Raw genomic sequence first — 13,044 nt, 5'->3', positions numbered from 1 at the left:
CGGCAGTGTCCGCCTCCGTGCCCGTCGTGCTCACCGCACTGGTGGGCACGGCGGGCACCGACGTCTCCTCGGACTGGTACCGGCGGCTGGACACGCCGCGCTGGCAGCCGCCCGGTCCGGTCTTCGGGATCGCGTGGACGGCGCTGTACGCGCTGATGGCCGTGGCCGGTGCGCGGGCCGGCCGCTCGGGACGTGGCTTCCGGCGGGCGTACGCCGCCAACCTCGCGCTCAACGCCGCCTGGCCGTGGGTGTTCTTCCGGGCGCACCGGCCGCCGCTGGCCGCGGCGGAGGCGGCGCTGCTCGCCACCTCGACCGCGGACCTCGCGAGGCGGGCCTGGTCGGTCGACCGGACGGCCGGCGCCCTGCTCCTCCCCTACGCCGGCTGGACCGCCTTCGCGACGGCGTTGAGCACGGAGATCGCGCGCCGCAACCGCGCCTGACCGCCCGTCCACAGGCGGCGTCTCCGCTGGTCGGAGCCCTGCCGTGTCGGTATCATCGAACACGTGTTCGATGCGGTGGGTCCGGTGGAGGAGGCGCTGCGCGCCGCCCTCGGTCCCCGGCCCGCCGTCCTCGACCTGGTCCGTCCCGAGGCGCGGAGCGGGAGACGGTGGGAGGTCGCGGGAAGGCAGCACCACCGCAGGACGCCGGGCGCCGACGAGCTCGACCGGCTGCTCGTCCTGGGGTCGGAGGCGCTGTCGCGGGCGACGGCCGCGGCGCGGCGGAGCGCCCGTGAGGCCGCGGTCCTCGCCGTCTCGCTCGCCGACCTCGCCCGCTGCCGCCCGGCGGGGCGGTTCGACCGACAGCCCGGCGAGCGGGGCGCGATGTCGGCGGCGAGCCGCGCCGCCCGCCCGGCGGTCCTCACCGGGGTGAGCGAGTGGGCCGTCGACGAGGTGGCGCTCGCCCTGCGGACCTCCGGCCCGGCCGCCGGCGCGATGCTCGAGGAGGCGGTGACGCTCGTCGAGCGGCTGCCCGCCACCCTGGCGCTGCTCGCCCGCGGGGAGATCAGCCCGGCGCACGCGCGGCAGATGGTCAGCGTCGTCGGGCCAGTGCGCGACGACGCGCTGCGCACCGACATCGAGGCGCACGTGCTGCGCCTCCTCGGCGGCAAGACGCCGCCGCAGCTCGGCGACTGCGCCCGCCGCGTCGTGCTGCGGAAGGACGCCGAGGCGGCCGGGCGGCGGCTGGTCGCCGCGGTGCGCGGCCGTGGGGTGCGCATGCACGACCGGCGCGACGGCTCCGCCACCCTCGTCATCGACCTCCCCCTCCCCACCTGCGCGGCGATCCACCGCGCGCTGGAGGCCTACGCCGAGCAGAACCGGGTCGAGGGCGACGAGCGCACGCGGCAGCAGCGCATGGCCGACGCCCTCGCCGACCTGGTGCTGCGGCCCGGTGAGGACGGCCGCCCGCCGGTCACCGTCGCGCTGACCCTCGTCGTCGCGCTGGAGACGATGCTCGGCGGCAGCGAGCCCGGGCTGGTGGAGGGCGCCGTCGTGCCGGCCGAGATGGTGCGCGAGCTGGCGTACGCGCTCGGCCTGCTCCCCCGCCCGGCCGCCGCGGTGGACGACCTGCCGACGGGGGACGACGGGCCGCAGGACGACGAACCCGAAGCCGACGAACCGGGAGCCGACGAGCCCCAGGACGACGAGCCGGGAGTCGAGGAGCCGGGAGCCGATCAGCCGGGAGCCGACCAGCCGGGAGCGGACGAGCCCCAGGACGACGAGCCGGCAGCCGACGAGCCCGGGGACGACGGCGGGGTGTGCGACCCGGTCGGCGACGAGCCCGCGTCCGGGCCGCCGTCCGATCCCACGCCCCGGACCCCGGCCGACGCGGGACCGATGGCCGAGGCCGCGGCGCGGCACGCGGACGCGGTGCGGCAGGCCACGGCCGGTGCCCGTCGGGCGGTGCTGCGCGGGACGTGGACCGACGGCGAGCTCCGCGGCCTGCTCGACGTCGGCGCGCTGCTCGACGTCCGCGCCCTCGGTGGCACCGCGCTGGCCGAGCGGCCGCGGGTCGCGGTCACCGACATGCTCCGCGGCAGCCTCGTCGCCCTGACCGATGCCACCGGTCTCCGCCGCGGGGCCGCGCTCGGGCCGCCCGCCGGCACCGACGCCCACGACCCGGGTGCCGCCCTCGACCGCTTCGTCCGGCTCCGCGACAGGCGCTGCCGGTTCCCCGGCTGCCGGGCACGGGCGCGCACCTGCGACCTCGACCACTGCCGCCGCTGGCCCGACGGGCCCACCACCGCCCGGAACCTCTGCTGCCTGTGCGAGCACCACCACCGCCTCAAGCACCAGGCGCCGGGCTGGCGCTTCGACGTCGGTGACGACGGCGCGCTGCTGGTCACGTCCCCCGACGGCGGGACCCGGGCGAGTCCACCACCCCGGTTCGGCACCGACCTCGACCTCCCGCCCTTCTGACGCGTGCACGCGCGGTGATGACCCGCGCGTCCGGGTGTCGCCCGCACGCCTGACGGGTGAACCGACGCCGCCGGCGTGCCCGCTCGCGTAGACGTCCGGTACCGGCCGGGTCACGATGGGTGCGGAGAGTCCTACGGCTCAGGGGGAAGAGCAGTGGACAGGTCGAGACGAGGCATCCGGTCCGCCCGGTTCATCCCGGCGGTCGGCGCGAGCGCCTGCGCGCTCGGGATGGCGGCCGCGCTGGCCGCGGTCTCGGGGCCGCCGGTCGCCGACGCCAGCACCACGGGCATCGAACCCGCGGGAGACACCGCCGCGCGGATGAGCGAGGCCGAGCCCGACGGCGGACCGCTCGCGCTGCCGAGCATCGGCGTCGTGGCGCCCGGCTTCGAGGACGGCTGGGCGCCGCCTCCTCCCGCGCCGCCCGCGCCGGTGGCGCCCGTGGCGGCACCGACGCCCGCCGACCCGTTCCCGGACCTGGACGCCGAGTCCGAGGCCTACCTCGACGCGCTGCTGCAGCAGTACCTCGACGACTCCGGTACGGCTCCGCTCGACGTGCCGGCGGAGAGCCCCCCGGCCGACCCACCCGTCGAGGCGCCGCCGGTGGCGCCGCCTGCTGACCCGCCGCCGCTGGAGATCCCGCCGTCCGACGTCCCGCCGACCGAGGCCCCGCCCACGGAGCCCCCGCCCGCCGTCGTGCCGCCCGTGGAGGTCCCGCCTGCCGACGTGCCGCCGGTCGAGGAGCCCGCGGTCGAGACACCGCCGACCCCGGTCGACGTCCCGCCGGCGCCCGTGGAGCCAGCGCCCGTGGACCCAGCGCCCGTGGACCCAGCGCCCGTGGACCCGGCGCCCGTTGAGCCGACTGAGCCCGCGCCCGTCGAGCCGACGCCGACCGAGCCCGCCCCCAGTGAGCCGGCCCCGGTCGAGCCCGAGCCTGTCGAGCCCGAGCCTGTCGAGCCCGCGCCCGTCGAGCCCGCGCCCGTCGAGCCGACCGAGCCCACCCCGGCCGAGCCCACCCCGGCCGAGCCGACGCCCGTCGAGCCGACCGAGCCGACGCCCGCAGAGCCGACGCCCGCAGAGCCGACGCCCGCAGAGCCGACGCCCGCAGAGCCGACGCCGACCGTGCCGGCTCCCGCGGAGCCTGCGCCCGCAGAGCCCGCTCCGGTCGAGCCCGCACCCGTCGAGCCCGCCCCTGCACCCGCCGAGCCGGCCGTCGAGGACGCCGGCTGCGAGGTCTCCGCCGACGCGTCGATGACCGACCCCGCGGAGCCCGTCCCCACGGAGGTCACCCCGGACGCGGCGGCCGCCGACGGCGCGACCGACGACTCCTGCGCCGCCACCGAACCGGCGACCGGGGAGCCCGCACCCGCTCCGGCGCCCTGACCGCTCACCGGCACGACGGAGGCCCGCCACCCGGACCGGGTGACGGGCCTCCGTCGTGCTGCGGAGCGGGTCAGCGCTCGGCGCCCTTGGCGAACGACGCGACGCACTCGCCCTGGTTGCGGAACTCGGGCAGCGTGCTCGTGGCCCACCCGCCGTTCTTGCACTGGTTCTTGGTGCTCAGCCGGACGTGCTCGGCGAACGTGTACCGCGTCCCGGCGAAGTCCATCGACGTGATGGTGTGGTCCCCGTAGACGCCGGAGCCGAGCGAGAAGCCGAACGCCTGGACTACGGCCGCCTTGTCATCGACGCCATCAGCGGTGATGTCATCCTGCGCGTCCACGACGCCGTCGCCGTTGACGTCGGTGTCGCCGTCGAAGACCGCGGTCCACTCGGCGAGGGTGCCGTAGTAGGGGCTGCCGAAGCCACCGCCGGTGTGCGGAGCGAGCCGCTGGAACGGCAGAGTGCTCGAGGCGAGCCACCAGTTGTCCCCGTAACCCGGAGCCGTCGGCTCGCCCACCAGGATGCCGTCCTTCGTGCCGTTGCCATCGAGGTCGACAACGAGCTGGAATCCCGGCGCGATGGTCCCGGCGGTGGTGGTGACGTTGAGCCGCGGCGAACCCACACCGGCCAGCGGCGTGGTCGTGGCGACGTACTCGGCCACCTTGTCCGTCGACTTGTTGCTCTCGGTCCAGACGCGCAGCCCGGTCCCGACCACCTCGTAGTGACCCGTTGCCCGGGTCTGGCTGAGGGAGGTCACGAAGTCCTCGGGCACGTAGACGGTGTCGGTCGCGGCGGCCTGGGCGGCGGGACCGGTGAACAGGATCGTCAGACCGGCGGCGAAGGCCCCGGCGACGGCGGTGCTGCGGCGCACGTGTCGTCTCCTCGAGAGATGCGCCGGTCCCCGGTGTCCGGCGCGCTGCGCGGGACGCTAGGTGCCGCGAGATGGGAGACCGGGGAGGTCCGCATCGCGTCGGGAGCCGGTCGTCCCACCGTCCCCGCCCGCCCCGCCGGCACCCCGTAGCGCGCGGCCCGGCGGCGCAGATGAGGATGGGGCGTGCCCATCGACGCCACCACCACCTACGCCGCCGACCCCGACCGCGTGCTCGCCGTCCTCACCGACGAGACGTTCCTGCGCGAGGTAGCGCAGGCCCTGGAGGCGCAGGTGCAGGAGGTGTCCAGCGCGAGGGACGGCAGCGACACCCGCACGACGACCCGCCTGTCGGCCCCGACCACGGGCATCCCGCCGGTCTTCGCGCGCTTCGTCGGCAAGACGGTCCCGGTCTCCCAGGTGACCACCTGGACCCCCGACGGCGACGGCGGCTGGCGCGGCAGCCTCGACCTGCGCGCCGAGATCATGGGCCGCGAGGCCCGGGTGACGTGCGACCGGCGGCTGGTCCCGGCGCCGGGCGGCGGCACCCACGCCACCGTCACCGGCGACGCGAAGGTCGACGCCCCGTTCATCGGCAAGCAGGCCGAGGCCGCCGTCCGGGACCTGGTCAGCCAGGTGGTGCTGCGCCGCGAGCACGAGGTCCTCGAGCGCCGCCTGGCCTGAGCCGGGTCAGGGCGCCTCGGACCCCCAGCGCGCCACGTCCGAACCGGCGTCGTCGGCGAGCACGTACTCGGCGGCGCCGGGCGGGTCCTCCGCCCGGTGCCGCGCCACGGTCTCCACCGCCTCGGACTCCGCGGTCGCCGCGTCGGCGGCGTCCCACTCCTGCAGCACGGAACCGTCGCCGGTGGTCAGGCGGAATCGGGGCATGCCGGGACCGTAGGACCCTCAGGCCAGCCCGGCGAGCGCGCGCAGCAGCACCTCCCGGGTGTCGGCCGGGTCGACGACGTCGTCCACCTCGAACACCGACGCCACGTTGAGCGCCCTCCCCTGCGCGTAGGACTCCGCCACCAGCTCGGCGAACCGCGCCTCCCGCTCGGGCGGGGCCAGCGCCTCCAGCTCCCGCCGCGCACCCAGCCGCACCGCGCCCTCGAGGCTCATCGGCCCGAACTCGCCGGTGGGCCAGGCCAGCGTGAGCAGCGGGGCCCGCAGGTCGCCGCCGAGCATCGCCATCGCGCCCAGTCCGTACGCCTTGCGCAGCACCACGGCCAGCAGCGGCACGGGCAGCTGCGCCCCGGCGACGTACAGCCCGCCGAAGCGGCGCACCGTGCCGGTCCGCTCCGACTCCGGCCCGACCATGAACCCCGGGGTGTCCACCAGCGACACCACCGGCAGCCCCGCCGACCCGCACAGCCGCAGGAACGCCGCCGCCTTGTCCGCCGACTCGCCGTCGATCGCCCCGCCGAGGTGCCGCGGGTCGTTGGCCAGCAGGCCCACCGGCCGGCCGCCGAGCCGGGCCAGCGCCGTGACCACGCCCCGCCCGAACGCCGGCCGCAGCTCCAGCACGCTGCCGGCGTCGGCCAGCGTGCTCACGACCGGCCGCACGTCGTAGCTGCGCACCCGGTTGGCCGGCAGCGCCGTCCGCAGCGGCCGCTGGTCGGCGGCCTCCCCCGGGCGCCGCCGCCCGGCGAGCAGGCCGAGCGCCTCCCGGGCGGCGGCCACCGCGGCGGCGTCGTCGGGCACCACGACGTCGACGACGCCGGTGGCCGCGTGCACCGCCGTCGGCCCGACGTCCTCCGGCGCGACGACGCCGAGCCCGCCGGCCTCGATCATCGCCGGGCCGCCCATCCCGATGCTGCTGTCCTCGGTCGCGATGACGACGTCGCAGCAGCCCACCAGCGCCGCGTTGCCCGCGAAGCAGAACCCCGAGACGACGGCGACCGTCGGCACCCGCCCGGCGAGCCGCGCCATCGTCGTGAAGGTCGGGACGTCGAGCCACGAGACGCCCGCGCCGTCGGTGTCCCCAGGCCGTCCGCCGCCGCCCTCGGCGACCAGCACCACCGGCAGCCCGCGCTCGGCGGCGAGCTCCAGCAGCCGGTCGGTCTTGCGGTGGTTGACGTGGCCCTGCGTGCCGGCCAGCACCGTGTAGTCGTAGGCGAGCACCGCGCACGCGACGCCGCCGACCTCGCCGAGGCCGGTCACCATCCCGTCCCCCGGTGTGCGGGCGACGAGCTCCTCCAGCGACCGGCGGGCCCGCTGCGCGGCGAGGCCCAGCTGCCCGTACTCGACGAAGGTGCCCTCGTCGACCAGCGCGGCCACCGTCTCCCGCGCGGTCATCCGCCCCGCCCCGTGCCGCCGCGCGACGGCGTCGGGCCGGGCGTCGTCGAGGGTGGCCGCCCGCCGCTCGTGCAGCTCGGCGAGCTCGGGCCGGACGGCGTCGGGGTCGCCGTCGTCCGGGCCGTCGACGGCGTCCACGTCGCCGGGCACGACGCCGGCGAGCACCGTCCCGGCGGTCACGACGTCGCCCACCCGCGCGGCGAGCCCGGTGACCCGGCCGGCGCCCGGCGCGGGCACCACGTGCTCCATCTTCATCGCCTCGAGCACCAGCAGCGGCGCCCCGGCGGCGACGGCGTCCCCGTCCGCGGCGGCCACCTCGACCACGGCCCCCGACAGCGGCGCGGTCACCGGCAGCACGCCGTCGACCGGCCCGGCCGCGACCGCGGGCTCCTCGGCGGGCAGCAGGTCCGCCAGCCGCGCGTCGACCAGGTCGGTGGTCGCCCGTCCGGCCGCCACCTCGGGCAGCCCGAGCAGCGCGGCCAGCAGGTCGCGGCCGGTCGGCACCCCGTCGACGTCGAGCTCGGCCAGCGCGCGGCGGCACCCGGCCAGCGCCCGCGGCAGGTCGCGGTCGTGCACCACCACCTTGGCGAGCAGCGAGTCGTAGCGCGCGGACACCTCGTCGCCGGCGACCACCCCGGTGTCCACCCGCACGCCCCGCCCGCTCGGCGGCACGAACCGCCCGAGCACGCCGGCGCCGGGCAGCACCGTCCCGTCGCGCCGCAGGGCCTCGGCGTTGACCCGCACCTGGACGGCGGCGCCGTGGACCGGGGGCGGCGCGGACAGCCCGAGCGCGGCCAGCGAGTCGCCCGACGCCAGCCGGATGCCCACCTCCACCAGGTCCAGGCCGGTCACCTCCTCGGTGACCGTGTGCTCCACCTGCAGCCGCGGGTTCACCTCGAGGAAGGCGACCTCGTCCCCGCGCACCAGGAACTCGACGGTGGCCAGCCCGCGCAGGCCGGCCGACCCGCACAGCGCCGCCGCCCACCCGGAGAGGCGGTCCCGCGTGGCGTCGTCGAGCCCCGGTGCCGGCGCCACCTCCACCAGCTTCTGGCGGCGCCGCTGCAGCGAGCAGTCGCGGTCGCCGAGGACCACCACCGCCGCGCCGTCACCGGCCACCTGCACCTCCACGTGCCGGGCGCCGGGGAGCAGCCGCTCCAGGTAGACGGCGCCGTCGCCGGACGCCGCCTGCGCCTCCGAACGGCACCGCTCCAGCGCGGCGGGCAGGTCGGCGGGGTCGGTCACCGGCCGCATCCCGCGCCCGCCGCCGCCGGACACCGCCTTGACCATCACGGGCCCGCCGGCGAGGAACGCGGCCGCCTCCTCCGGCGCGGGGTCCGGGCCGGTCGCGGCCGGCACGGGCAGGCCGAGCCCCGCCGCCCGGGCGCGGGCCGCCGTCTTGTCGCCGAACAGCGCCAGCGTCTCCGCGGACGGCCCGACGAACACCACCCCCGCCCCGGCGCAGGCCCGCGCGAGCGCCGGGCTCTCGGAGAGGAAGCCCCAGCCCGGGTGCAGGGCGTCGGCGCCGCTGCGCACGGCCGCGCCGACCACCGCGGCGACGTCGAGGTAGGCGGCCGGCCCGGCACCGGGCAGCCGGACGGCGTCGTCGGCCCGGCGCACGTGCAGGCCGCCGGCGTCGTCCTCCGGCGCGACGGCGACGGTGGACAGGCCGAGGGCCGCGGCGGTCCGCAGCACGCGGACGGCGACCTCCCCGCGGTTGGCGACCAGCAGCCGCGTGACGCTCACGGTCGCGGGAGTCTAGGGAGCGGGCGGCCGCGATCCGGGGCAGGCTGCAGGCATGACGACGCCGCAGCCCGACCCGGAGACCCCGCAGCCGCGCGACATCGCGCTGGAGATGGAGACGCCGGAGGTCGCCGCGGACCTCGAGGCCAAGAGCGACCCGGAAGAGCCCGCGAACCCGGCCTGAGCCGGGACGCGGGCACGACCCCGGGCGTACTGTCCCCCGCATGTCCGCCGAAGCGGGTACCGGACGGCTGGTCGCCGGTCGCTACACCGTCACCGAGGTGATCGGCCGCGGGGGGATGGGCGTCGTCTGGCGCGCCACCGACGAGGTGCTGGGCCGGCCCGTCGCCCTCAAGGAGGTCGTGTTCCCCACGCACCTCAGCGACGACGAGCGCGAGGCGCTGCGCTCGCGCACCCTGCGGGAGGCCCGCACCGCGGCGCGGCTGCTGCACCCGAACGTGACCACGCTCTACGACGTCGTCGAGGAGGACGGCCGGCCCTGGCTGGTCATGGAGCACGTCGACGCCCGCAGCCTGCAGGAGGTCGTGCAGCGCTCGGGCCCGCTGCCCTGGCCCACCGTCGCGCGGATCGGCCTCGACGTGCTCGAGGCGCTGGAGGCCGCGCACGCCGCCGGGATCGTGCACCGCGACGTGAAGCCGGCCAACGTGCTCGTCGGCGCCGACTGCGCCGCCCACCTCACCGACTTCGGCATCGCCACGGCCACCGGCAACCCCTCGATCACCACCTCGGGCGCGATCCTCGGGTCGCCGGCCTACATGTCGCCGGAGCGCGCACGCGGCGAGGAGCCGGGCCCCGCCGTCGACCTGTGGTCGCTGGGCGCCACGCTCTACACCGCCGTCGAGGGGCGGCTGGCCTTCGACCGGCCCGAGCCGATGGCGACGCTGTTCGCCGTCGTCCACGAGGACCCCGAGCCGCCCCGGCTGGCCGGGCCGCTGGGCCCGGTGCTCGAGGGCCTGCTCACCCGCGACGTCGCCGAGCGGTGGGACGTCGCGCGCACCCGGACGGCGCTGCGCCGGGCGGCTGAGGAGGCCGGGCCGCAGCAGGCCTGGTCGCCGCCGGCCGCCGACGGCCCGCCGCGCGGCGACGCGCCCTCGCTCGGCGGGCAGGTGGAGCGCTTCGACGTCGACGACCTGCGGGCGCTCGCCTCGGTCATCGGCACTGTGGCCCGCGACGCCCGCGACCAGGCCCGCCACCTCGCCGACAAGCGCCGCGAGCGCAGGGCGGAGAAACAGGCCCGCGCGGCCGCCCCGCCTCCCTCACGACCGGCTCCCCCGCGACCGGCCCCTCCGCCGCCGCCGGTGGCCGCACCCCCGCGGCCGGCCGCGCGCCGCCGCCGGTTCAAGCGCCGCTGGGTCGTCGTCCCGGTGGTGCTCGCCGTCCTCGCGGTGCTCGCCGCCCTGGGCGGGGCCGTGGCGCTGCTGGCGGCGGCGTTCGGCGTCTGGTGAGTCAGGCGCGCTGCAGCAGCCGCGCGGGGTCCAGGCGGCTGGCCGCCACGTAGTACAGCGTCGCGCCCTCCGGCAGCGGGGTGTCCCAGGCGGGGCTGACCAGCAGGCCCTCGCCCGTGCGGATGGCCAGCACGGTGGCGCCGTGCTCGCGGCCGAAGGCGGTCTGGACGTCGCCGAAGCTGCGGTGCCGGCACCCCGCCGGCACGGGCACCGAGTAGGTGTTGCCGTGCCCGCCGGCGGTCATCAGCTCGTTGTAGACCTGGGTGAGCCCCGGGTCGGCCGCCTCCTCCGACAGCAGGAACGGCATGTGCCACTGCACCACCTGCACGCCGGGGTTGACGTAGCGCAGGGTCTCGCGCCGGCTGAGGTCGCGCACCGCGGCGACCATGTGCACGCCCGGGTTGGCGTGGTCGACGGCGACGGCGATCGCCAGCGTCTCGTTGTCGTCGCGGCCGTCGATGACGGCGGTGCGGGCGCGGGCGACGCAGGCGCGCTCCATCACGTCGGCGCGGGTGAGGTCGCCGCGGACGAAGGAGACGGCCGGCTGCTCGGGCATCGGGTTGCCCGGCACGTCGTCGTGGGCGCAGAGCACGACCTGCGTACCCGGCTCGACGGTCAGCTCGGCGACGATCCGCTCGGTCCGGCCCGCGGTGTAGCCCAGGACGACGACGTGGTCCCGGAGGTCCAGGGCCACCACCCCTCTCAGACGCTTGCCCCGCGCGTTCTGCAGGGCGGTGGCCAGCTCGGTGAACAGCAGCGTCAGCGTGACGATCCCGCCGACGATCACGTACGCCCCGACGGCGTGGCCGGCGAGGGTCTCCGGGAAGAAGTCGCCGTAGCCGACGGTGGCGGCGGTGACGACGAAGTACCACCAGTAGTTGCCCGGGGCGACGAGCTCGCTGCCCGCCGGCTCGGCCAGCGCCATCAGCCCCCAGCTGGTGAGGAAGACGGCGAGCGCCACGGCCAGCGGCAGGCGCCAGCCCGGCAGCCGGATGCGGGCGAAGCGCAGCAGCCGGTGCAGGAAGAACGGCAACGGGGCTCCTCGACGGCGCGGCGGACACCGCAACCTACCGTTCCGCCGCGGCGACAGGCGTCCCCCGCGAGCGGGACGGGTAGCGGGGCGCCATGCGCACCCGCGACCTCCTCACGTACGCCTACTCCCAGATCGGCGAGACGCTGCACGCCGCCGTCGAGGGCCTCACCCCCGAGCAGCTCGCCGCGCGCGTCGCGCCCGACGCCAACCCGATCGGCTGGCTGGCATGGCACCTGCTGCGCGTGCAGGACGACCACGTCGCCGAGGTCGCCGGCAGCGAGCAGGTCTACACCGCGCAGGGGTTCGCCGCCCGCTTCGGCCGCCCCGCCGACGACACCGCCACCGGCTACGGGATGAGCAGCCTGGAGGTCGAGGCGCTGCGGGTGCCGTCCGCGGACCTGCTGCTCGAGTACGCCGACGCCGTCGCCGCCCGCAGCGCCGAGTACCTCGGCGGGCTGACCGACGAGGACCTCGACCGCGTCGTCGACGAGCGCTGGGACCCGCCGGTGACCCTCGGCGTCCGGCTGGTCAGCGTCCTGTCCGACGACCTGCAGCACGTGGGCCAGGCGGCCTACGTGCGCGGCCTCCTGGGAGCCTGACCCGGCACCGTCCGCACGACCGGCGGCGACGCCGGCCCGCGCGTAGCGTCGGTGCGTGGCCGAGACCGAGCGCACCGACTTCTACGCCCTCGACGAGCTGCTGGCGCCCGAGGAGCTCGAGATCCGCGACCGGGTGGCGGACTGGTGCGCCAAGGAGGTCACCCCGCGCATCAACGACTACTGGGAGCGCGCGGAGTTCCCCTTCGAGCTCGTGCCCGGGTTCGCGCAGCTCGGCATCGCCGGCGGCACGGTGCAGGGCTACGGCTCGCCGGGGATGAGCGCGGTCGCCGCCGGGCTGGTCGCCGCCGAGCTCGCCCGCGCCGACGGCAGCATCGGCACCTTCAACGGGGTGCACAGCTTCCTCGCCATGCAGTCGATCGCGCTGCTGGGCTCGGAGGAGCAGCGCGAGCGGTTCCTGCCGGAGATGGCGCGCATGGAGAAGATCGGCGCGTTCGGACTGACCGAGCCGCGGCACGGCAGCGACGCCGTCGCCCTGGAGACCACCGCCCGCCGCGACGGCGACGTCTTCGTCCTCGACGGGCAGAAGAAGTGGATCGGCAACGGGTCGATCGCCGACTACGTGCTCATCTGGGCGCGCGACGAGGACGGTCAGGTCGGCGGCTACGTCGTCGAGAAGGGCACGCCCGGCTTCACCGCGACGGTGATGACCGGCAAGACGGCGCTGCGGGCGGTGTGGCAGGCGGAGATCACCCTCGAGGGCGCCCGCGTGCCGGCGGAGAACAAGCTGGAGAACTGCCGGTCGTTCAAGGACGTCTCCACCATCCTCGACCGCACCCGCTACACCGTCGCCTGGCGGGCGCTGGGCGTGGCGATGGCCGCCTACGAGCTGGCGCTGGCGCACTGCCTGGGCCGCGAGCAGTTCGGGCAGCCGATCGCCGGCTACCAGCTGGTGCAGGAGAAGCTCGCCACGATGCTGGCCGAGATCACGAACATGCAGCTGATGTGCTGGCGGCTGTCCAGCCTGGCCGACGCCGGCCGGATGACGGCGGCCATGGCGTCGCTGGCCAAGCGGCACTGCTGCGCGACGGCGCGGCAGATCGTGGCGGACGCCCGCGACCTCTTCGGCGGCGACGGCATCCTGCTGCAGCACCACATCGCGCGGCACCACGCCGACATCGAGGCGATCTACACCTTCGAGGGCACCGACCACGTGCAGGCGCTCATCGTCGGCCGGGAGATCACCGGCCTGTCGGCGATCAGCGGCCGGCGCCGCTGACCATCACCC

General features: G+C 77.0%; 12 protein-coding genes. 8 read left to right on the top strand and 4 right to left on the bottom strand.

Translation table 11 applies throughout. The features are described 5' to 3' along the window. Positions 1-17 precede the first annotated feature (17 nt). From BUE37_RS06965 to BUE37_RS23725, 3 genes are all read left to right on the top strand, one after another. On the top strand, positions 18-440 hold the full coding sequence (locus BUE37_RS06965; protein WP_217651141.1) for a TspO/MBR family protein: 423 nt from the start codon (positions 18-20) through the stop codon (positions 438-440). A gap of 63 nt (positions 441-503) precedes the next feature. Next, entirely contained in the window at positions 504-2,417 is a 1,914-nt protein-coding gene (locus BUE37_RS06960; protein WP_139252838.1) for an HNH endonuclease signature motif containing protein, read from the top strand. Positions 2,418-2,570: 153 nt separating this feature from the next. Further along, on the top strand, positions 2,571-3,797 hold the full coding sequence (locus tag BUE37_RS23725; RefSeq protein ID WP_175562797.1) for a hypothetical protein: 1,227 nt from the start codon (positions 2,571-2,573) through the stop codon (positions 3,795-3,797). Between the two features lie 70 nt (positions 3,798-3,867). Here BUE37_RS23725 and BUE37_RS23720 read toward each other — a convergent pair whose 3' ends face one another. Continuing rightward, positions 3,868-4,668 carry a hypothetical protein gene (locus tag BUE37_RS23720; protein WP_073419295.1) on the bottom strand — a complete coding sequence of 267 codons (801 nt, stop codon included), beginning with the start codon at positions 4,666-4,668 and terminating at the stop codon, positions 3,868-3,870. 183 nt (positions 4,669-4,851) lie between these two features. Here BUE37_RS23720 and BUE37_RS06945 point away from each other — a divergent pair, with 183 nt between their 5' ends. Continuing rightward, positions 4,852-5,349 (top strand): DUF2505 domain-containing protein, encoded by a 498-nt coding sequence (locus tag BUE37_RS06945; protein ID WP_073419294.1) that lies wholly within the window; start codon positions 4,852-4,854, stop codon positions 5,347-5,349. Between the two features lie 6 nt (positions 5,350-5,355). On the opposite strand, the gene BUE37_RS06940 is transcribed toward BUE37_RS06945, so the two are convergent. Beyond that, entirely contained in the window at positions 5,356-5,553 is a 198-nt protein-coding gene (locus BUE37_RS06940; RefSeq protein ID WP_073419293.1) for a hypothetical protein, read from the bottom strand. A gap of 18 nt (positions 5,554-5,571) precedes the next feature. Further along, positions 5,572-8,703 (bottom strand): acetyl-CoA carboxylase family protein, encoded by a 3,132-nt coding sequence (locus BUE37_RS06935; protein ID WP_073419292.1) that lies wholly within the window; start codon positions 8,701-8,703, stop codon positions 5,572-5,574. Between the two features lie 52 nt (positions 8,704-8,755). Between BUE37_RS06935 and BUE37_RS24790 the strand changes: the two genes are divergently transcribed. After that, entirely contained in the window at positions 8,756-8,884 is a 129-nt protein-coding gene (locus tag BUE37_RS24790) for a hypothetical protein (protein ID WP_281248055.1), read from the top strand. A 40-nt stretch (positions 8,885-8,924) separates the two neighbouring features. Then, positions 8,925-10,166 (top strand): serine/threonine-protein kinase, encoded by a 1,242-nt coding sequence (locus BUE37_RS06930; RefSeq protein ID WP_073419291.1) that lies wholly within the window; start codon positions 8,925-8,927, stop codon positions 10,164-10,166. A 1-nt stretch (position 10,167) separates the two neighbouring features. On the opposite strand, the gene BUE37_RS06925 is transcribed toward BUE37_RS06930, so the two are convergent. Further along, entirely contained in the window at positions 10,168-11,199 is a 1,032-nt protein-coding gene (locus BUE37_RS06925; RefSeq protein ID WP_073419290.1) for an ion channel, read from the bottom strand. Between the two features lie 92 nt (positions 11,200-11,291). Between BUE37_RS06925 and BUE37_RS06920 the strand changes: the two genes are divergently transcribed. Next, the gene (locus tag BUE37_RS06920; protein WP_073419289.1) at positions 11,292-11,798 is read left to right on the top strand and encodes a mycothiol transferase; all 507 of its coding nucleotides are present in this window, start codon (positions 11,292-11,294) and stop codon (positions 11,796-11,798) included. Between the two features lie 55 nt (positions 11,799-11,853). After that, positions 11,854-13,035 (top strand): acyl-CoA dehydrogenase family protein, encoded by a 1,182-nt coding sequence (locus BUE37_RS06915; RefSeq protein WP_073419288.1) that lies wholly within the window; start codon positions 11,854-11,856, stop codon positions 13,033-13,035. Positions 13,036-13,044: the final 9 nt, after the last annotated feature.

Source organism: Geodermatophilus nigrescens, assembly GCF_900129495.1.
Taxonomy (GTDB): Bacteria; Actinomycetota; Actinomycetes; order Mycobacteriales; family Geodermatophilaceae; genus Geodermatophilus; species Geodermatophilus nigrescens.
This window is presented reverse-complemented; position numbering and strand designations above follow the sequence as displayed.